Below are 18,834 nucleotides of genomic sequence, written 5' to 3'. Positions count from 1 at the left end.
TTGTATGGACATTGTATTTTTCGGAAGCTCGGAATTCGCGGTCAAGCCGCTTCAGGCGATACTGGAGAGCCGGCATAAGGTCGCGCTTGTGGTGACCCAGCCTGACAGGGCTAAGGGCAGGGGCCTGAAGGTCTCTGCTACGCCGGTAAAAGAACTGGCTGTGAGCAAGGGTATCGAAGTTTATCAGCCGGCCGCGTTGGACAAAAAGTGCCTGCGGGCGCTTAAGGAGAGGCAGGCGGATTTGTTTGTGGTAGTTTCCTACGGCAAGATAATACCTAAGCCGATACTTGATATACCCAAAACATTTTCTATAAATCTCCATGCCTCGCTTTTACCTAAATACAGGGGCGCGGCGCCCATAAACCGGGCGATAATAAGCGGAGAGAAGAAGACAGGGGTGTCCATTATCCGCATGAACGAGAAGATGGACGCGGGAGACATCCTGCTGAAAGACGAGACCGCGATCAGCCCGGATGATAACGCCGTAACGCTCGCGGGCAAATTATCTTCGCTGGGAAGCAGGAGATTGATCGAGGCGATCGAAAGCATAGATAAAGGCGGATTCAGCCTGATAAAGCAAAACGAGAAAGAGGCGACCTTCGCCCCTAAGCTGAAGAAAGAAGACGGGTTGATAGACTGGTCATGCGGCGCGCTTCAGATACATGATCTGGTCCGCGGCCTGGCCGGCTGGCCCTGCGCCTTCACATATTATATAGGTAAGAATCTGAAGATATTGAAGGCCGCCTTGTCGGAAAATGACTTTAAGGGGGCCGGACCGGCAGAAGTTGTCAGTGTCGGCAAAAGCGGCATCACGGTCAAGGCGGGCTCAGGCGCGGTTATCATCCAGGAATTGCAATTAGAAGGGGCCAGATCGATGAGCGCGCGGGAGTTCATTGCCGGGCATAAGATGTCCCCCGGTGAAGTCCTGGGCGGGAGAAATCTGTTGCAATAAGATATAAGGATGTTATAATAAAACTTCCAATTCTTTAAAAATATAATTCCCTGAAAGATGCCTGAATTAAGGAAAGACCCCATAATAGGACGCTGGGTTATTATTGCCACCGAAAGAAAGAAGAGGCCGGACTCATTCGCGCCTGCCACAGAGGCGCCGTCGGAAGGCGAATGCCCTTTTTGTGAAGGCAGGGAGGCAATGACCCCTCCTGAAATATACGCCGTCCGCGCGGGAGAGACAAAACCGAACAGCCCCGGCTGGCGCGTGAGGGTGGTCTCCAGCATCGCCCCTTTTCTTGAGGTCAAAGACGGGATAGAGAGGCGCGGCCACGGCCTGTATGACCTTATGAACGGGATCGGGGCGCACGAAGTCGTGATAGAGACAAACGCGCATATAGCCAATATGGCTGATCTGCCCCCGGAGCTCATAGAGGAGGTCATCAATACTTACATCAGCCGCATAAACGACCTGGAGAAAGACGAAAGGTTTAAATACGTCCTTGTTTTTAAAAATTACGGCTGGGCATCCGGCGGCGGCAGGATCAAACACTCGCGTTCTCAGCTGATCGCCACGCCGGTTACACCCAAGAGGGTGAAGGAAAAGCTGGTTGGCGCGCGGAAATATTTTGAATACCGCGAGCGTTGTGTTTTCTGCGATCTGATAAAGCAGGAACTGGATTCCGGCGAAAGGGTCATACTTGACCTTGACGGATTTGTGGCCATAAGCCCGTTTGCCTCAAGGTTCCCTTTTGAGGTCTGGATACTCCCTAAGAAACATTCCGCTGATTTCGCGAGCATAGAACCGCAGAACAGAAAATATCTGGCGTTGATGATAAAGCAGGTGCTGCAGAAGTTGAATATCGGGCTGGACAACCCGCCCTATAATTATATCATACATAGCGCGCCTTTCAGGAGGCAGAAGGCGGGTTACTGGAAGACCATAGACAGCGATTTCCACTGGCACATAGAGATCATGCCGCGTTTGACCAGGGTGGCGGGTTTTGAGTGGGGCACAGGTTTTTATATCTGCCCGCTGGCGCCTGAAGACGCGACTAAATTTTTGAAGGGGATAAAGATATAGATGGGTGAGTTAAGAAGGGACCCTGTCATAGGCAGGTGGGTCATTACCAACGTTGAGCGCCCTATGGGGCCCGGCGATTTTGAGAGGGAGGCCCACGAATGGAAGAAGGGCGAGTGCCCTTTCTGCAGCGGCAATGAGGGCCTGACGCCTCCCGAGATCGAAGCCGTGCGGCAGCCGCATACAAAGCCCAATACTCCCGGCTGGTCGGTGAGGGTTGTGCCTAATAAATTTCCCGCCCTGCGCATAGAGGGTGATTTAGAGAGGTCCGGCGTAGGGGTGTTTGATATGACTGCCGGCGTAGGGGCGCATGAGATCATTATAGAGTCGCCCGACCACCATAAGGAGCTCTCAGACCTGGATGTCCCGCAGATAAGGGATGTTATAGACAAATACTGCAGCCGCTGCCTGGACCTCAAAAAAGACAAGCGTTTCAAATATATACTTATATTTAAAAATTACGGCCCTTCTGCCGGCGCGTCTTTGGAGCACCCTCATTCTCAGCTTATCGCCCTGCCTATGGTGCCTAAGAACGTGATGGAAGAGCTTAGCGGTTCGGCTGATTATTTTGGATTTCGCGATAGATGCATATTCTGCGACATAATCCAGCAGGAACAGGAGGAGGAGGAAAGGATAATCCTTGAGACGGACAGGTTTATCGCCTTTTGCCCTTTTGTCTCCAGGTTCGCCTTTGAGGCCTGGATCGTGCCGAAGAAACATTCGGGCCATTTCCACTCTATAGATAACGGCGAGAAAGAGGCGCTTGCCGCGGTGTTGAAAGAAACATTGCTGAAGATCAAAAATGTCTTATCCGATCCGTCGTACAACTTTATCATACATACCTCTCCTTTAGGCGAGAGTGGAAGCGAGAGCTATCATTGGCATATAGAGATCATGCCTAAACTTACGCGCGTTGCCGGTTTTGAATGGGGGACCGGCTTTTACATAGTTCCTACGCCGCCGGAGCTGGCGGCAGGATATCTCAGGAAAATAAAACTATAAGAAGGAGGTAGTAAAATGGCAGTTAGAGTAGGCATTAACGGTTTCGGCAGGATCGGCAGGCTCGTTTACAGGGCAGGGCTCAATAATAAGAACATTGATTTCGTGGCGGTGAACGATCTGCCGGTAGGGACCAAGACGCTGGCGCATCTTCTGAAATATGATTCGACCTTCGGGATATTGAAAGAAGAGGTCAAGGCAACGGACAACTCGCTGATCGTCAACGGTAAAGAGCTGAAGATCATAAGTTATAAATTACCGTCTGAGATCCCCTGGAAGGACCTGGGGGTAGATATAGTCGTGGAATCCACCGGTATATTTACCGACAAGGAAAAGGCGCAGGGGCACATCGCGCAGGGCGCCAAAAAGGTCATAATCTCCGCCCCCGCGAAGAATGAGGATGTCACCATAGTCCTGGGCGTCAACGACAATATGTATGACCCGGCGAAGCATTCCGTGATCTCAAACGCCTCCTGCACCACCAACTGCCTGGCTCCGCTGGCAAAGGTCCTGCTGGATAATTTCGGCATTAAGCGCGGCCTTATGACCACGATACATTCTTATACCAACGACCAGAGGATCCTGGACCTGCCGCATAAGGACTTAAGGCGCGCCCGCGCGGCAGCGGTATCAATGATACCCACTTCAACAGGCGCGGCAAAGGCGATCGGCTCTGTCCTGCCTCAGTTGAAAGGCAAGATGGACGGCTTTGCCATACGCGTTCCCACGCCGGACGTATCATTGACCGACCTTACCTGCGAGCTGGAAAGATCCACCAGCGTTGAAGAGATAAACGCCGCCTTCAAGAAAGCCGCGGACGGAGCGATGAAGCGCGTCCTGGAATATTCCGAGGCGCCTTTGGTCTCTAAGGACTTTGTGGGCAATCCCAAATCATGCATATTTGACCCGGACCTTACCAAGGTCATAGGCGGTAATTTCGCTAAATTGGCGGCATGGTATGACAACGAATGGGGCTATTCCTGCCGCGTTGTTGACCTTGTTGAATTCATCGCCGGCAAAGGGTTATAGTAAGGTTAACCGCATCAGTTTCAAACAATGGGACAGGAAGCCGAAAGGCCGCCTGCCCCATTTTGTTTAATAAGGGGCGGTCATAAAACGAGGGGAGTTGTTATGAAGAGCTGCGTTGCCGCGGTAATATCTTTTCTCCTGTTGTCCGGCACGGCCTTTTGCGCTGATGTCAAATGGCAGGATTCGCTCGCGTCTCAGGTCAACAGCAAGGATATAAACCAGGTCATATTCGGAGGAGGAACGGGCGATCTAATAGCGGCTGCCACTGCCGAGGGGTTATATTTCAGCGATGACAGCGGAGCCGCGTTCAAGAAGATATTTCATTATTTTACCGAAGACAAAGGCGATACGCTATCCGCGGCATTAAAAGCCAACCTTATATTCGCCGGCACAAAGAACGGTTTATATATAAGCCATAATTCAGGCAAGAACTGGGTAAGGGCTTACGGCGGCCTTAGGGGAGAGGTATTTAAGGCGGTTGTTGCCGGTGAATATGTTTATGCCGTATCGGAAGAAGGTTTGTTTGTTTCAAAGGATGACGGCAGGTCCTGGGAGAGGATCTTTCTGGGAGGCATAAACCGCCCCGATGAAGAGGCGGACTCCGACGAACCCTCCGGGGACACGGAAGAAATGCTTCCCGGAGAGGTCAACGCGCTGGGTTTTATAGGCGGCGATGAGGCGGGGCTGGCGCTTGGCAGCAGGTCAGGGCTTTACACTCTGGAGTTCACAGGCAGCGGTATTTTAATAAGTAAAGTCGCTATTCTCAGCGGAATGGAGATAACGGGCATCGCGCCTTCAGGCGATGATCAATGCCTGTATGTTTCCGGCAGGAACACGGTTTATAAATTCTGGCACGCGAACAACGCGGTTGAACAGGTAGACAGCGGCAGGGAGTTTTATGAAATAAAAGGCCTTGCCTTTAACTCGGCCGTGAGGGAGTATTTTGTTATAGACAGGCAGGGTATCTACGAACAGCAGGCGCAGACCGGCAGCGTGGTTGGTAACAGTGTTATGTTTGAGCGCCTGAAAGTGTTTGGAATAGAGCCGACAATAGAGCAGCTGCACAGGGCTGCCATAGAGTACGCGGAGGTCAGCCCAGCCAAGATAACTCATTGGCGCAGGAAAGCCGCGAAGCGCGCCTTCTTGCCCACAATGAGCATCGGCTATGACCGCTCAATAAGCGATACATATGAGATCTATACCAGCGCGACCAAGGATTACATAATATCCGGGCCCAGGGACCGCACTGACGGCTGGGATGTAAATCTTGCCTGGGACCTGGGTGACTGGATCTATAATGAGCACCAGACATCCATTGACGTGCGGTCGCGCCTTATGGTAGAGTTAAGGAATGATATATTGGAGGATCTGGACCGGCTGTATTTTGAGCGAAGGCGGCTTCAGAATAAGCTGACCGGCGTCCCCGGTTCGCGGGACGCCTCATTTGATGATTTGATGCTCAGGATAGATGAGCTGACTGCCCGCATTGACTCTCTGACAGGCGGGTATTTAAGCAGATACATAGAGGGCCGCGGTTAAATCAGCGCCATAAAGGAGTTAAGACGGAATGAAAGAAAAGATATTGATAGTAGAGGACGAAAGAGATATAGTCAAGATGCTTGACTATAATCTCAAAAAGGATGGCTTCAGGACGCTTTCCTGCTATGACGGCGAAGCCGCATTAAGTTTAGCCAGGAGAGAGCACCCGGATCTGATCATTTTGGATTTAATGCTGCCGGGAATAGACGGCTTAGAGGTTTGCAAGATATTGAAGAAGGAAGGCAGGACCGCCATAATTCCTATAGTTATGCTGACTGCTAAGGCCCAGGAGGCGGATAAGATCCTGGGTTTGGAATTAGGCGCTGACGACTACATCACCAAGCCGTTCAGTCCCAGGGAGTTAATAGCCCGGGTGAAAGCGGTCCTGCGCAGGGTGCAGGATAAAGGGAATCTGCCGGAAGTGCTCAAGATAGGGGGTTTGACCATGGATTTTTCCAAGATCCTGGTTTCTGTCAAAGGCAGGACGGCAGCGCTTACTGCCAAAGAATTTGAATTATTGAAGACGCTGATCAAGGCCAAAGGCAGGGTCTTATCGCGCGATTATCTGCTGGATACCATCTGGGGGTTTGACCACGCGATTGAAATCCAGACCCGCACCGTGGATGTGCATATCAGGACTTTGCGCGCGAAATTAAGAACTGAGGCAAGGCGGATCATTACCGTGAAAAATTACGGCTACAGGTTTGAGGCGGAGGAGTAAGTTATGTTCGGGGACAGGGCCAGGATAAGAAAATTAAAAGAGGAACTGGATCACGCCTCTAAGGAGATGAACAAGCTGGAGGCGCGGTATAATTCTATCCGGACTGTGCTGGAGAGCATGGTAGAGGGGGTAATTATAGTCAACAGGGACACAAGGATAGTTTCCATTAATTCTTCGGCGGAGAAGATATTCGGCATCCTGAAGAGAGAAAGCGAAGGCAGATTTTTTTTAGAGGCGGTCCGCAATAACGACATCGTAGAGGTCATGCAGAAGGTATTAAAAAACGGGGATTTTATTTCTCAGGAACTTGATCTTGTCTGGCCTGTTCAGCGGATATTCCAGGTTAACGCTTCGCCCATACTTGAGAACGGCAGGGTAAGCGGCTGCCTGATAGTCATACACGACATTACCGAGATAAGGAAATTAGAACAGGTGCGCTCTGATTTTGTAGCCAATGTATCGCACGAATTAAAGACGCCGCTCACTTCCATAAAGGGCTTTGTGGAGACGCTCCTTGAAGGCGCGTTAGAGGATAAAGAAAACAGCCGGCATTTCCTGCGGATTATTCAGGATCACACCGACCGCCTGGATAGTTTAGTCAATGACCTGCTGGATTTGTCTTATCTGGAATCAAAGGCAGCGGCGCTTGAGAAAAAGGAAGTGAATATCAGGAAACTTGCCGACGACATATTGGCGGGTTTCAAATCTCACTTGAAGAAAAGATCTGTTTCAGCCGTCAATGATCTGCCTCCGGATTTATTAATCAAGGCGGATGAAGGTAAGATCAGCCAGGTCATGACTAACCTTATTGACAACGCGATCAAATTCAACCGGCAGGACGGCACGGTTAAAATATACAGCCGGTATTCAGGCGGCGAAATAAAAATATTCGTGGAGGATTCCGGGATCGGCATCCCCGCGAAAGATGCCCCCCGTATTTTTGAACGTTTCTACCGCGTAGATAAAGCCCGCTCCCGCGAACTCGGCGGGACCGGCCTCGGGCTTTCTATCGTTAAACACATTGTTGAGCTCCACGGCGGTTCAGTCGGCGTGGAAAGCACCGAAGGCCTGGGCTCAAAATTCCATTTTTCCCTTCCTGAATAACTCCAAAAACATTTTACCTGCATTTTACTTCTCCTTGAAGCGGATTTAATATGCCCATTGTATACTTATTTCAGGATTAAAAAAAAGGAGGGGAATATGAAGAAGGTTATTTTTATGATAACCAGCATGGTTTTAGTTTTAGCAGTAAAGGTTTATGCTTATGATGACGGTGACTTTCAAATATGGCATACAGAAAACCAGGAATTTAAGGTTAACAAAGAGTCAAAGATAACCCTGGAAGAAGAATTCCGCTGGGGAGATGATGCCGGTGATTTCTATTATCACCACTATGACGCGGGTTTTATATACAGCTTGAACAAGCATCTTGATTTGGGGATCGCCTACAGGCAGGCCTATGAAAAAAAGAAAGGTAAATTCAAAGATGAGAACAGGCCTCATTTGAACGCGGCGCTAAAATATGAATTATACGGATTTAAACTTGACGACCGTAACCGCATTGAGTACCGGCATTTCGATTATCAAGCTGATACCTGGAGGTACCGTAATAAGTTTGCCGTAAAGTTTCCCTGGAAATTGACAAAGTTTGAGATCCAGCCTTATGTGGCGGATGAAATCTTCGTTGAATTAGATGACGGCTCGCTAAGCAGGAACAGGCTGTATTCCGGTTTTGGCCTTGCCATTAACGGGAATATAAAAAGTGAGGTTTACTATTTATTGCAAAGCAGCAGGAGTTCAGGGGAGTGGAAAGACGCCAATGTGCTGGGAATTAAGCTAAAGCTTGTTTTCTAGATTTTACATAGATTTTACATTAACTTCATCTATATCTAATATAGATACGATATAATTAATAAAGAAAACAAAAAATAAGGAGGAAAATATGTTTAAAACATGGGCATTTGTTCTGATCGCGGCCATGTTCGCGGCTTCCGCGTCCGCGGCAAGGGATGAAAATTCCATACAGGTCAAAGGCTCGGATACGATGGTGAACCTGGGCCAGGCCTGGGCTGAAAAGTATATGGAGGATAACGCCGGCGATTTTGTGGCGGTTACGGGCGGCGGCTCAGGCACAGGCCTGTCAAGCCTGATAAGCGGCACCTGCGATATAGCCATGAGTTCCAGGAATATCAAGGAAAAGGAGATCGCCCTTGCCAGGCAGAAAGGCATCAATCCCAACGAAATAAAAGTCGGATTAGACGGCCTCGCGGTGATAGTGAATCCGGCTAATCCCGCCGCTAAACTTACCCTGGCGCAGCTGGCCGATATCTTTACCGGCAGGGTTACTAACTGGAAGCAGGTGGGGGGCGGGGATGAGAAGATAGTGGTGCTTTCGCGCGAAGTCAATTCCGGCACCCATGTTTATTTTAAGGAGCACGTATTAAGGAAGAACGACCCTGGCAGCAAAGAGGAATTTGCCCCTACGGCGCTGATGCTTTCATCTTCTCAGGCGATCGCCGATGAGGTGGCAGGCAATCCCGCCGCCATCGGTTATTATGGAATGGGCTATATTTCGCCTAAGCAAAAGCCGGTAGCCGTGGCCAAAGACGAAAAGTCGGAATATATTGAGCCCGCGATAGACAATGTTTTGAGCGGCGCCTATCCCATTTCCCGGCCCTTATTCATATACACTAACGGAGAGCCGGATGGGCTGGTCAAAAAATTTATTGATTTTATTCTTTCAAAAGAAGGCCAGGAGATCGTGCTGAAGACCGATTTTGTTCCGGTTAAAAAATAGGACTATGCGCAAGTTCAAAGAATCCCTTATTGAAAAACTTATATTCATCTGCGGCCTGGCTTCGGTATTCTTTGTGGCGCTGATTTTTCTGTTCCTGCTCAAGGAAGGGCTGGCGGTATTTAAGACCATAGGCCCTTTTAAATTCCTCCTGGGAAAGAGCTGGTATCCGATATCCGAGCCGCCGCAGTTGGGGATACTGCCTTTGATCCTCGGCTCTTTGCTGGTTACCCTGGGGGCGGCGGTAATTTCTCTACCGATAGGCGTGGGCTGCGCGATCTATATAGCCGAGATAGCCCCGTTAAAGACCAAAGAGACGCTTAAGGCGGGTATCGAATTATTGGCGGCCATTCCCAGCGTTGTCCTGGGATTTATCGGTATGGTAACGCTCGTCCCCCTGGTAAAGGCGGTATTTCATCTGCCGACAGGCCTGACCGCCTTATCCGGCTCAATAATGCTGGCATTTATGGCCATGCCCACGATAGTTTCCATCGCCGAAGACGCGTTGTATTCGGTGCCGAAGACATATAAGGAAGGCGCCCTCGCCCTGGGCGCTACACACTGGCAGGCGATATGGCGGGTGATGCTTCCGGCGGCATCAAGCGGCATACTCGCGGCGATCATGCTGGGGATAGGCAGGGTGATCGGCGAGACAATGGCGGTAATGATGATCACCGGCAATGCCGCGGCCATGCCCAACAGCATTTTAGCGCCGGTCAGGACTTTGACCGCCACCATTGCCGCTGAAATGGGCGAGGCGGTAGTAGGCAGCGAGCATTATTTTGCCTTGTTCGCCGTCGGCATAGTCCTGTTTGTCATCAGCTTTGCCATTAACGTGACCGCGGACCTCTGCCTGCATAAGAGGCAATGATGAGGAATTCCTACAGAACGCAAAATATCGCCTTTTTCTTTTTATTCCTGGCCACGCTGCTGATAGTTGTGCCGGTTGGCCTGATCGTTGTGGTCATTATCCAGAAAGGCCTGCCCGCGATCAACTGGCAGTTCCTTTCGGACATACCGAGGCAGGGTATGCGCGCCGGCGGCATATTCCCGGCGATCGTTGGGACGATATATCTGGTAGCGGGCGCCATTATCTTCGCCTTGCCCATAGGCCTTCTGGCAGCTATATACTTGAGCGAATATTCCAGAGATAACCATCTTACCCGCATCATAAAATTGGCTATCGTGAACCTGGCAGGCGTGCCTTCGGTGGTCTACGGGCTTTTTGGCCTGGCGCTTTTTGTGGTATTCTTCAAGTTCGGCGCCTCGATCATTTCCGGTTCGCTTACCCTGGGGATAATGATCCTTCCGGTGATCATCACGACCTCGCGCGAGGCGCTGGAGAGCGTTCCGCAGTCATTTCGGGAGGTGAGTTTGTCTTTGGGCGCCAGCAAATGGCAGACCATAAGGCACATCGTCCTTCCCAACGCCATACCCGGCATATTGACCGGGACGATCCTGGGGCTGGGAAGGGCCGCGGGAGAAACAGCCCCGATCCTTTTTACCGTGGCGGCATTTTATCTGCCGAAATTGCCCAATTCCATCTTTGACCAGGCAATGGCCCTGCCTTACCACCTTTACGTAATTTCCACGCAGGTGCCCAACGTTGATGAGAAGGTAAGGTATGGCACGGCGTTTGTTCTGCTGGCGCTGGTCTTGATAATGAATCTGGTGGCCATAATAATACGCTATAAGTTCAGGAAGAAAAAGAAATGGTAAAATTCGAGATACACGATCTGAATGTATGGTTTGGCCCGCTGCAGTCCATAAGGCATCTCAATATGGAGATCCAGTCCAATGAGATACTGGGCGTGATAGGGCCGGCTAACAGCGGCAAGACGACCTTCCTGCGCACGCTTAACCGCCTTAATGAGCTCAACGTCAATTACAGGGCGGCCGGAGCAGTAGAATTTGAGCGAGAGGATGTGCGCGGGATTGAAATAGAGGAACTGCGCCGCAAGATAGGCATGGTTTTCGCGCTGCCTCTGCCTCTGCCTTTATCCATATTTGAGAATGTGGCGTACGGTTTAAGGATACACGGGGAAAAAATAATGAGGAGATTGGAAGAGAGGGTGGAAGAGACCTTGCGGCAGGCCTATCTCTGGGAAGAGGTCAAAGACAGGTTAGGCGAATCAGCGTTCAAATTATCAGGGGGCCAGCAGCAGCGCCTTTGCATTGCCAGGACATTGGCGGTCGGCCCCGAGGTGATACTGTTTGACGAACCCTGTTCAGGGCTTGACCCTATCTCTACCGCCAAGGTGGAAGACGCCATGGTCAAGCTCAAGGAGAAATTCACCATTGTCCTGGTGACCAACAACGTGAAGCAGGCAGCCAGGGTCTCAGACAAGACAGCGTTCTTCTTGAACGGCGAGCTCGTTGAGCTGGACAATACAGACAGGATGTTCACCGCGCCGCGGGACAAGCGCACGGACGGTTACATCAGGGGAAAATTCGGATAATGGCAAAGATCGCCACGCGAGACCTGAACCTTTGGTACGGCAGCTTCCACGCCTTGAAGAATATAAACTCCGGCTTTGAGGCCAACAGGATCACTGCTATAATCGGCCCTTCAGGATGCGGTAAGTCCACTTTGCTCAGGGTGTTCAACCGGATGAATGACCTGATCGATGGCGTGCGCACGCACGGGCAGGTCCTGGTTGACAGCGGCAATATCCTGGACCCTGCCGCGGACCTGGTGGCCCTGCGCAAGAAGATAGGGATGGTATTCCAGCGGCCCAACCCTTTCCCGCTGTCGATCTATGAGAATATTGTTTTCGGAGAAAGGATACACGCGGAAAATATAACCAGGGACGGCCTGGACGAGATAGTTGAAACAAGCTTGAAAGGCGTGCTTCTCTGGGATGAATTAAAAGACCGGCTGGCTGAGCCGGCATTGCGCCTGTCTTTGGAGCAGAAGCAGCGCCTTTGCATAGCCCGCCTTATCGCTGTCAAGCCGGATGTGCTGTTAATGGATGAGCCCTGTTCTACCCTGGACCCGCAGGCGACCGCGAGGGTTGAAGAATTAATGCGTGAATTGAAGAATAGTTATACTATAATAATAGTCACGCATAATATGCAGCAGGCGGCGCGCGTTTCAGACGATACCGGCTTCATGCTTTTAGGCGAACTGATAGAGTTCGGGAAGACGCAGGAGATATTCACCGCGCCGCAGGACAAGCGCACGGAAGATTACATCACCGGAAGGTATGGATAAATGATCGGAGGTATAAAATGGAAAGGCATGTTGACCAGGAGTTGAAAGAACTGAACAAGGAGATCCTGAAGATGGCTGCCCTGGCAGAAGAGGCCATCTATAGATCAGTAGAGGCGCTGAAGGGCCGGGATAAGGATATGGTAAAGAGCGTCATAAGCAACGACGCCGATATTGATAAGCTGGAATTGTCCGTGGATGAGAAGTGCATTGATCTGATAGCGCGCTATCAGCCGATGGCAAAGGATCTTCGTTTTATCACCACCGGTATGAAGATAAACGCTGAACTGGAAAGGATAGCGGACATTGCCGTGGATATAGCGCAGCGGACACTTGAGATAGTGGACAAGCCGCTGTTAAAGCCGCTTATAGATATACCCAGGCTGACGGCTGTGGCGCAGAATATGGTAAAGATGTCCATAGACGCGTTCGTAAAAGGGGATATCGCCCTGGCAAAGCAGGTCCTGTTGTCTGATTCGCAGGCCGATCAGCTCCGCGATGTGATACAAAAGGAGCTCATAGAAGATTACATGGTCAAGGACGGCTCTACGGCCCCCAGGGCTGTCCAGCTGTTGCTGATAGCCCGTTTCCTGGAGCGCATATGCGACCACGCTACCAATATCGCCGAGGACGTGATCTATATGGTCCAGGCAGAAGTCGTCCGGCATCATCCCGAGAAATTGCAGTAAATCCCTCGCCCCAACTTGAGGTGCCAATTTGGCACCTCAAGTTTATAACCCCTGTGCTATGAACCCGTTGCTTTTCTCGCTCAAGAGAGGGGCCCTGCCTGTAGAAGAAAACCATTGGCAAATTAGCAAGATTGTTGTATAATTAAATTGGTGATAAAAATGATAAAGACGCTTATAAAAGGCAATAGATATAACGGCAGATATGTAGCGATGCGGGATTTTGATGATTCCAGGGTTATCGGCTACGGCGATACTGCTCAGGAGGCCTTTAAAAAGGCAGTAAAAAAGGGCTATAATAATCCCGTTGTGGTATTTGTGCCATTAAAAGGCATGGCGCAAATCTACTAATGGATATTGTTAATCATCCTTTTATTAAAATTGGCCATAATGATATACCACGAGTAGCCCTCCCTGTAACTATTATAAATCCTCATACAAATAAGAGATTAAGAACCTACGGAATAATTGATACTGGAGCGGACGAATGCGCCTTCCCAGCCGATTTTGCTGCTATTGTCGGTCATAATTTGCAAAAAGGGCATCCTAAAAAGGTAAAAACCGGCAACGGAGAAACGATTGCCTATGCGCATACAGTTTGCTTGCAGGTTTATGATTTTACAATTAAGGATGTTTTAATAGATTTCCTGCCAAATCTTTCCATTTCTCTGCTCGGCGTAAAGAGTTTCTTGAGTAAGTTTTTGCTTACCATAGATTATCCGAAGTTTACCTTTTCGTTAAAATCATAGCGAATTGCCGCTTCCGTCATTGCGAGCCCCGAAGGGGCGAAGCAATCTCTATGCAATGAACCCGTTGCCTTTCTCGCTCAGGAACACTTTCTGCGTCTGTCTTGGCTGTGTTTCGAGACAGCGGGTCCTGTCTTTGGACAGCCCCACCCCGTGCTCATTACTAATTCATCATAGGTGAACTCCGCGCGGGGCGGGGCGCCCCGTCCAAAGCCACCCACTGAGGCAATCACAGCCAAGCCAGACGCTACGAAATAATATAAAAGGTGGTCGCAATTTGCGACCACCTTTTATATTATATAAGTGGTAGGGGAGGTTTAAACCTCCCCTACAGTTGTGGATAACTCCAAATTCCATTTGAGCCCCGCCCGCGGGATGGTATAATAGAAAAGATGAACAATTAGTAAGTTATTCGGATTGTTATATGGCTAAAAGTCTTTATATAGAGATTATAGTTGATGGTATTTGTGGAGATATTAAAAAAGCGGAAAATAATGGTATTGTAGCTGGTTCAGTTATACTTACTCTTTCTGCAATTGACGCGATGGCTTTTTTAGCAATGCCATTGGCACAAAAGGAAGTTAAGCGAAAAGATTATATTAATTGGGTAGAAAAATATATGAAAACAGATTTACAGCAATCATATCAATATAGAAGTATAGATATATATGGAGCAAGGTGCGGAATTGTTCATAGATATGGAGTGGAATCACGTTTAAGTGAAACGAAAAGCTGTAAAATCTTTGTTTATCATAATGGTTCGGAACATATTTATAACCCCTCTAAAGAGAAAGATTTAGTTCTTATAAGCATACCACGTTTTACCAGAGATTTTTTTAAAGCAGTAAAAAAATTTATGATAGATATTGCTAGAGATAAGAATTTAAAACTAAGAACTGATAGCCGTATTACAAAGCTTTTTAAAGTAGGCAGCAGAGATGAATTACAATAGAAATATACGTGTAACGGGGACGGTTCTCATTGAAATAATTTCTTGTGGTAACGGAAGTAATGTAAAGCGGCTGGAGAATTTATTCTGCATAAAAAGGGAGGACTCATGGATCAACAAATCGACCCTAAGACAGAAAAACTTATATTATTAGATTCCATATTTTCACCATCCGCACCTATTGATAAGAAAGATTTATTTGCAGGGAGAATATCGCAAATTGATGCAGTTTATGCAAGCATAAACGAAAAAGGACGTCATGCTATTTTATACGGAGAGAGGGGGGTTGGAAAGACTTCTTTATCGAATATAATTAATGAGTTATTACCTGCTCAAATAGTTGTTAAAGTAAACTGCGTTACCAATGATGATTTTTCAGCTATCTGGAGAAAATTGCTTAAGCGGATATATATAACCTCAGAGCAGGCTAAGCTTGGCTTTGGTAAAGATACAGAGTTAAAATCCTTTTCTCTTAATGGCTTTCTTTCTCCAGATAAGCCAATAAATCCAGATGATGTTGTACATATTTTCGAGAAGATTTCGAAATTTATAATATTAATTATTGATGAATTTGATAGAGTAGACGATACTAAAACTAAGCGACTTTTTTCAGATATTATTAAAGCTTTTTCCGACAGTTTATTTAACGTTACTTTAGTTATAGTTGGCGTTGCACATAATGTAAATGAGTTAATAGGAGAACACGCTTCGATTGAAAGAAATCTTCGGCAAGTCTTTCTTCAACGTATGTCTCGTGAAGAACTCAAGGAGATCATAAATAAGGGTCTTAGTATTTTAGCGCTCAACATGAACGAGGAAATAAAAAATCGCATTGCAAGTCTATCTCAAGGATTTCCGCATTATACTCATTTGTTATCTAAATATTGTGCTAAACAAGCTATTATTAGTGAAAGAAATGAAATCACTTCAGCAGATTTTGAAATGGCAATAGAACAGGCCTTAGATGATACACAAGAAAGCATAAGAGATTTGTATCAAAAAGCAACTATAGCTTCAAAGAAAACAATGTTTAGCGAAGTTTTGCTTGCTTGTGCTTTGGCACCTGTAGATGATTACGGAACTTTCCGTGCAATGGATATTTTAGCCCCTCTTAAATATATAACCGAAAGGACGACGATGACTGTTTCTTATTTCGCGTATAATTTAAGTCAATTATGTAGTGCCGATCGAGGAGATGTTTTAGAAAAGATAGGTAAACCTAAACGATACAGATATCGATTTAAAAATCCATTATTAAAACCTTTTATCATTTTGAAGAATATTAGTTCTGGGATTATAGATATGACTACTGTTGAAAGATTTACCGTATAATCCTAATCGCTAATCCTTCAGGCGCTTTACGCAATCTAATTACCCCTAACGAGTTATAGAAGAAATATTAAGGTGTCACAAAATGTGACACTTATCGGCGCTGAGAAATTGGCGCCGTTTTGTTTTGGTGCCGACAGATTATTGTAGCGGATGGCTTGGCTGGGTTTCGAGGGACGTTGAGGATGTCTCGCTGATGTCTCAGCGGGTGGCTTTGGACGGGGCGCCCCGCCCCGCGCGGAGTTCTCCCGTCCGTTATGGTAATGAGCACGGGGTGGGGCTGTCCAAAGACAGGCCCCGCTGCCTAGAACGAAATGCTACCCCACACTTACGTGTGGGGCATGGTAAGCTTGGAAGATAGACGATTCTACACACGTAAGTGTGTAGAGGAGAAAGTATTGACAAAAAGACATATTGGCGTAAAATATGTTCTTTCGGAGGTATGACTATGGATAAAATGACTATTAGAGACATTGACCTGAAAGGCAAAAAAGTGCTTATGCGGGCGGACTTTAATGTGCCGCTCGATGAATCTTTGAACATCACCGATGACATCAGAATACGCGCGGCAGTCCCCACAATGAAATACATCCTGGACAAAGGCGCGGCAAAGTTAATCCTGATGAGCCATCTGGGCAGGCCAAAGGGCAAGCCGGAGGCAAAATACAGCTTACAGCCCGTAGCCGAGAGATTAAACAAACTCCTGAATATGCCCGTGAAAAAACTCAACGACTGCGTCAAAGTCAAGGCAGAAGTCGATGCCGCGAAAGAAAAAGTCATCCTGCTGGAGAACTTGAGATTCCACGCCGAAGAAGAAGCCAATGACCCTGCCTTCGCCAAAGAACTGGCAGGCCTGGCAGACATATTCGTCAATGACGCCTTCGGCACAGCCCATAGAGCGCACGCATCAACAGAAGGCGTTACAAAATACCTGCCTTCGGTAGCCGGCTTCCTGCTGGAGAAAGAAATAGAGTACCTTATCGGCGCCCTGGATAAACCCAAAAAGCCCTTCGTGATAATCCTCGGCGGCGCCAAGATCTCCGACAAAATAGGTGTGATCGAAAATCTGCTGCCCAAGGCCGACTGCATCATAATCGGCGGAGGAATGGCCTACACCTTCCTTGTTGCCTTAGGCAAGAATGTCGGCAGTTCCAAGCTTGAGCCGGATAAAGTAAATATCGCCAAGAAGATCCTGGACGACGCCAGGACAAAGAATGTGAACATAGCCCTTCCTGTAGACCATGTAGCGTCTGACAGGTTTGACGCCTCGGCAGAGCCCCACGTTATTGACTCCGAGGATATCCCCGAAGGCCTGATGGCCCTTGATATCGGGCCAAAGACAATAGAAAAGTTCAAGGCCGCCTTAAAAGGCGCCAAGACAGTAGTATGGAACGGCCCGCTTGGGGTTTCCGAATGGGATTCTTTTAAGAAGGGCACAGAAGAGATAGCCAACCTGATAGCCGCGTTGGGAGCCACCACGATAATCGGCGGCGGCGATACCGCGGCGGCAATAGCCAAATTTAAACTGGAAGACAAAATGACCCACATCTCAACCGGCGGCGGGGCATCTCTTGAGCTTATGGAGGGAAAAATCCTTCCCGGCATCGCGGCACTGAAGGACAAAAAATAATGAGAAGGCCGATAATAGCCGGTAACTGGAAATTGAATAAGACCATCGCCGAGTCGCTTGAGCTGGTGAATAACCTTAAGCGGCAGCTTCTGGACGTGGAAGAAGTAGAGCTGGTGGTCTGTCCGCCTTTTACGGCGCTGGCTGAGGTTGCCGAGGCGTTGTTTGAGACAAACATACAGGTTGGAGCGCAGGACTGCTATTGGGAAGACAGCGGCGCTTTCACGGGAGAGGTTTCCGCGCCGATGTTAAAGGACGCCGGGGCAAAATTCATCATTGTCGGGCATTCAGAAAGGCGGCAGTTCTTTTCCGAAACAGATCAGACGGTGAACAAAAAGGTGAAGGCGGTATTGAAAGCAGGGCTTACGCCTATTGCCTGCGTGGGAGAGAACCTCACGCAGCGGGAAAAAGGCCAGACCTTCGCCATCATAGAGAGCCATATAAAGGGCGCCTTTGATGGGATCTCCGCGGAAGACGCGGCTGGAATTGTGGTTGCCTATGAGCCGGTATGGGCGATAGGCACAGGCAAGACCGCCACCCCGCAGCAGGCGCAGGAAGCGCATAATTTTATTCGCAAATTGCTGGCAAAGTTGTATAATGATGATGTTGCCGGCAGCGTGCGTATTCAGTACGGAGGCAGCGTTAAGCCGGCTAATGCGCGCGAGTTAATGGCTCAAGCGGATATTGACGGAGCGCTTGTGGGAGGCGCCAGCCTTGAGGCAGAGTCGTTCGCGGCAATAGTCAACAATTCAAGAGGAGTGAGTAAATAATGTTAGGATTACTTACCGCGTTACACGTGATCATATGCGTATTGTTGATAGCGGTGATACTTATCCAGCAGGGCAAAGGAGGCGGCCTTGTTGAGATGGCTTCCGGCATGGAGTCGATCTTCGGCACAAAGACCAGCTCTTTTATCGCCAAGACCACCGCTATCCTGGCCACTGCCTTTCTCTGTTCTTCTTTGGTGATCGCCTTTCTTTCCGCGCGGCAGTCCCGTTCGCTTATGGAGTCAGCTGCCTCGGTAGCGTCCGCGGCTGATTCGTCTATACAGGATATAAGCAAGCCGCAGCCGCCGGCAGCCGTTCAGGAGCAGGCAGAGCCCGTTCCTCAACCTCAAGCCAGTGTGCCTGAGCAAGCAAAATAACCGGAACCCAAGGCAGGATTTTAGAGGACTA

At 48.7% G+C, this 18,834-nt stretch carries 21 protein-coding genes; all 21 read left to right on the top strand.

Features of this window, described 5'->3' with window-relative positions; translation table 11 throughout:
• The first annotated feature begins 4 nt into the window (after window positions 1–4).
• The 21 genes from fmt to secG all read left to right on the top strand — a co-directional run bounded on the left by fmt (window position 5) and on the right by secG (window position 18,803).
• Entirely contained in the window at window positions 5–952 is a 948-nt protein-coding gene (gene fmt, locus PHR44_06555) for a methionyl-tRNA formyltransferase (GenBank protein MDD4910314.1), read from the top strand.
• Window positions 953–1,009: 57 nt separating this feature from the next.
• Window positions 1,010–2,032, top strand: coding sequence for a DUF4931 domain-containing protein (locus PHR44_06550; GenBank protein MDD4910313.1), 1,023 nt, complete (start codon window positions 1,010–1,012; stop codon window positions 2,030–2,032).
• On the top strand, window positions 2,033–3,031 hold the full coding sequence (gene galT / locus PHR44_06545; GenBank protein MDD4910312.1) for a galactose-1-phosphate uridylyltransferase: 999 nt from the start codon (window positions 2,033–2,035) through the stop codon (window positions 3,029–3,031).
• A 15-nt stretch (window positions 3,032–3,046) separates the two neighbouring features.
• Window positions 3,047–4,057, top strand: a complete 1,011-nt coding sequence (gene gap / locus PHR44_06540) for a type I glyceraldehyde-3-phosphate dehydrogenase (protein MDD4910311.1) — start codon at window positions 3,047–3,049, stop codon at window positions 4,055–4,057.
• Between the two features lie 102 nt (window positions 4,058–4,159).
• Window positions 4,160–5,596, top strand: coding sequence for a hypothetical protein (locus PHR44_06535; protein ID MDD4910310.1), 1,437 nt, complete (start codon window positions 4,160–4,162; stop codon window positions 5,594–5,596).
• A 28-nt stretch (window positions 5,597–5,624) separates the two neighbouring features.
• Window positions 5,625–6,317 (top strand): response regulator transcription factor, encoded by a 693-nt coding sequence (locus tag PHR44_06530; GenBank protein MDD4910309.1) that lies wholly within the window; start codon window positions 5,625–5,627, stop codon window positions 6,315–6,317.
• A gap of 3 nt (window positions 6,318–6,320) precedes the next feature.
• Window positions 6,321–7,421 carry an ATP-binding protein gene (locus PHR44_06525; protein ID MDD4910308.1) on the top strand — a complete coding sequence of 367 codons (1,101 nt, stop codon included), beginning with the start codon at window positions 6,321–6,323 and terminating at the stop codon, window positions 7,419–7,421.
• A 96-nt stretch (window positions 7,422–7,517) separates the two neighbouring features.
• Window positions 7,518–8,171: a DUF2490 domain-containing protein gene (locus PHR44_06520; protein ID MDD4910307.1), complete on the top strand. Its 654-nt coding sequence runs from the start codon at window positions 7,518–7,520 to the stop codon at window positions 8,169–8,171.
• A gap of 88 nt (window positions 8,172–8,259) precedes the next feature.
• Complete coding sequence (locus PHR44_06515) at window positions 8,260–9,114, top strand: phosphate ABC transporter substrate-binding protein (protein MDD4910306.1); 855 nt, start codon at window positions 8,260–8,262, stop codon at window positions 9,112–9,114.
• 4 nt (window positions 9,115–9,118) lie between these two features.
• Window positions 9,119–9,982, top strand: a complete 864-nt coding sequence (pstC, locus tag PHR44_06510; GenBank protein ID MDD4910305.1) for a phosphate ABC transporter permease subunit PstC — start codon at window positions 9,119–9,121, stop codon at window positions 9,980–9,982.
• Window positions 9,982–10,830 (top strand): phosphate ABC transporter permease PstA, encoded by an 849-nt coding sequence (gene pstA / locus PHR44_06505; protein MDD4910304.1) that lies wholly within the window; start codon window positions 9,982–9,984, stop codon window positions 10,828–10,830. Before pstC ends, pstA begins: the two co-directional genes overlap by 1 nt.
• On the top strand, window positions 10,824–11,570 hold the full coding sequence (locus tag PHR44_06500) for a phosphate ABC transporter ATP-binding protein (GenBank protein ID MDD4910303.1): 747 nt from the start codon (window positions 10,824–10,826) through the stop codon (window positions 11,568–11,570). Before pstA ends, PHR44_06500 begins: the two co-directional genes overlap by 7 nt.
• The gene (gene pstB, locus PHR44_06495; protein ID MDD4910302.1) at window positions 11,570–12,325 is read left to right on the top strand and encodes a phosphate ABC transporter ATP-binding protein PstB; all 756 of its coding nucleotides are present in this window, start codon (window positions 11,570–11,572) and stop codon (window positions 12,323–12,325) included. The genes PHR44_06500 and pstB overlap by 1 nt, the downstream gene beginning before the upstream one ends.
• 17 nt (window positions 12,326–12,342) lie before the next feature.
• The gene (phoU, locus tag PHR44_06490) at window positions 12,343–13,011 is read left to right on the top strand and encodes a phosphate signaling complex protein PhoU (protein ID MDD4910301.1); all 669 of its coding nucleotides are present in this window, start codon (window positions 12,343–12,345) and stop codon (window positions 13,009–13,011) included.
• Window positions 13,012–13,170: 159 nt separating this feature from the next.
• Complete coding sequence (locus PHR44_06485) at window positions 13,171–13,359, top strand: DUF5678 domain-containing protein (protein MDD4910300.1); 189 nt, start codon at window positions 13,171–13,173, stop codon at window positions 13,357–13,359.
• Window positions 13,359–13,757 carry a hypothetical protein gene (locus tag PHR44_06480; GenBank protein MDD4910299.1) on the top strand — a complete coding sequence of 133 codons (399 nt, stop codon included), beginning with the start codon at window positions 13,359–13,361 and terminating at the stop codon, window positions 13,755–13,757. Before PHR44_06485 ends, PHR44_06480 begins: the two co-directional genes overlap by 1 nt.
• A gap of 421 nt (window positions 13,758–14,178) precedes the next feature.
• A complete protein-coding gene (locus PHR44_06475) occupies window positions 14,179–14,706 on the top strand; it encodes a hypothetical protein (protein ID MDD4910298.1) in 528 nt (175 codons plus the stop codon).
• 105 nt (window positions 14,707–14,811) lie between these two features.
• A complete protein-coding gene (locus PHR44_06470) occupies window positions 14,812–16,035 on the top strand; it encodes an ATP-binding protein (GenBank protein MDD4910297.1) in 1,224 nt (407 codons plus the stop codon).
• 445 nt (window positions 16,036–16,480) lie between these two features.
• On the top strand, window positions 16,481–17,662 hold the full coding sequence (locus PHR44_06465) for a phosphoglycerate kinase (GenBank protein MDD4910296.1): 1,182 nt from the start codon (window positions 16,481–16,483) through the stop codon (window positions 17,660–17,662).
• Window positions 17,662–18,429: a triose-phosphate isomerase gene (gene tpiA / locus PHR44_06460; protein MDD4910295.1), complete on the top strand. Its 768-nt coding sequence runs from the start codon at window positions 17,662–17,664 to the stop codon at window positions 18,427–18,429. The genes PHR44_06465 and tpiA overlap by 1 nt, the downstream gene beginning before the upstream one ends.
• The gene (gene secG, locus PHR44_06455; protein ID MDD4910294.1) at window positions 18,429–18,803 is read left to right on the top strand and encodes a preprotein translocase subunit SecG; all 375 of its coding nucleotides are present in this window, start codon (window positions 18,429–18,431) and stop codon (window positions 18,801–18,803) included. Before tpiA ends, secG begins: the two co-directional genes overlap by 1 nt.
• The last annotated feature ends 31 nt before the right edge of the window (window positions 18,804–18,834 follow it).

This window comes from Candidatus Omnitrophota bacterium, from assembly GCA_028707125.1.
GTDB lineage: Bacteria > Omnitrophota > Gorgyraeia > Gygaellales > JAQTUX01 > JAQTUX01.
Note: the sequence above shows the minus strand (reverse complement) of the source record. Positions and strands in the feature narration are given on the sequence as shown.

Excerpts from the sequence above, each read along its gene's own strand:
- fmt (MDD4910314.1), top strand. The coding sequence starts at position 5 with ATGGACATTGTATTTTTCGGAAGCTCGGAATTCGCGGTCAAGCCGCTT.
- PHR44_06550 (MDD4910313.1), top strand. The coding sequence starts at position 1,010 with ATGCCTGAATTAAGGAAAGACCCCATAATAGGACGCTGGGTTATTATT.
- galT (MDD4910312.1), top strand. The coding sequence starts at position 2,033 with ATGGGTGAGTTAAGAAGGGACCCTGTCATAGGCAGGTGGGTCATTACC.
- gap (MDD4910311.1), top strand. The coding sequence starts at position 3,047 with ATGGCAGTTAGAGTAGGCATTAACGGTTTCGGCAGGATCGGCAGGCTC.
- PHR44_06535 (MDD4910310.1), top strand. The coding sequence starts at position 4,160 with ATGAAGAGCTGCGTTGCCGCGGTAATATCTTTTCTCCTGTTGTCCGGC.
- PHR44_06530 (MDD4910309.1), top strand. The coding sequence starts at position 5,625 with ATGAAAGAAAAGATATTGATAGTAGAGGACGAAAGAGATATAGTCAAG.
- PHR44_06525 (MDD4910308.1), top strand. The coding sequence starts at position 6,321 with ATGTTCGGGGACAGGGCCAGGATAAGAAAATTAAAAGAGGAACTGGAT.
- PHR44_06520 (MDD4910307.1), top strand. The coding sequence starts at position 7,518 with ATGAAGAAGGTTATTTTTATGATAACCAGCATGGTTTTAGTTTTAGCA.
- PHR44_06515 (MDD4910306.1), top strand. The coding sequence starts at position 8,260 with ATGTTTAAAACATGGGCATTTGTTCTGATCGCGGCCATGTTCGCGGCT.
- pstC (MDD4910305.1), top strand. The coding sequence starts at position 9,119 with ATGCGCAAGTTCAAAGAATCCCTTATTGAAAAACTTATATTCATCTGC.
- pstA (MDD4910304.1), top strand. The coding sequence starts at position 9,982 with ATGAGGAATTCCTACAGAACGCAAAATATCGCCTTTTTCTTTTTATTC.
- PHR44_06500 (MDD4910303.1), top strand. The coding sequence starts at position 10,824 with ATGGTAAAATTCGAGATACACGATCTGAATGTATGGTTTGGCCCGCTG.
- pstB (MDD4910302.1), top strand. The coding sequence starts at position 11,570 with ATGGCAAAGATCGCCACGCGAGACCTGAACCTTTGGTACGGCAGCTTC.
- phoU (MDD4910301.1), top strand. The coding sequence starts at position 12,343 with ATGGAAAGGCATGTTGACCAGGAGTTGAAAGAACTGAACAAGGAGATC.
- PHR44_06485 (MDD4910300.1), top strand. The coding sequence starts at position 13,171 with ATGATAAAGACGCTTATAAAAGGCAATAGATATAACGGCAGATATGTA.
- PHR44_06480 (MDD4910299.1), top strand. The coding sequence starts at position 13,359 with ATGGATATTGTTAATCATCCTTTTATTAAAATTGGCCATAATGATATA.
- PHR44_06475 (MDD4910298.1), top strand. The coding sequence starts at position 14,179 with ATGGCTAAAAGTCTTTATATAGAGATTATAGTTGATGGTATTTGTGGA.
- PHR44_06470 (MDD4910297.1), top strand. The coding sequence starts at position 14,812 with ATGGATCAACAAATCGACCCTAAGACAGAAAAACTTATATTATTAGAT.
- PHR44_06465 (MDD4910296.1), top strand. The coding sequence starts at position 16,481 with ATGGATAAAATGACTATTAGAGACATTGACCTGAAAGGCAAAAAAGTG.
- tpiA (MDD4910295.1), top strand. The coding sequence starts at position 17,662 with ATGAGAAGGCCGATAATAGCCGGTAACTGGAAATTGAATAAGACCATC.
- secG (MDD4910294.1), top strand. The coding sequence starts at position 18,429 with ATGTTAGGATTACTTACCGCGTTACACGTGATCATATGCGTATTGTTG.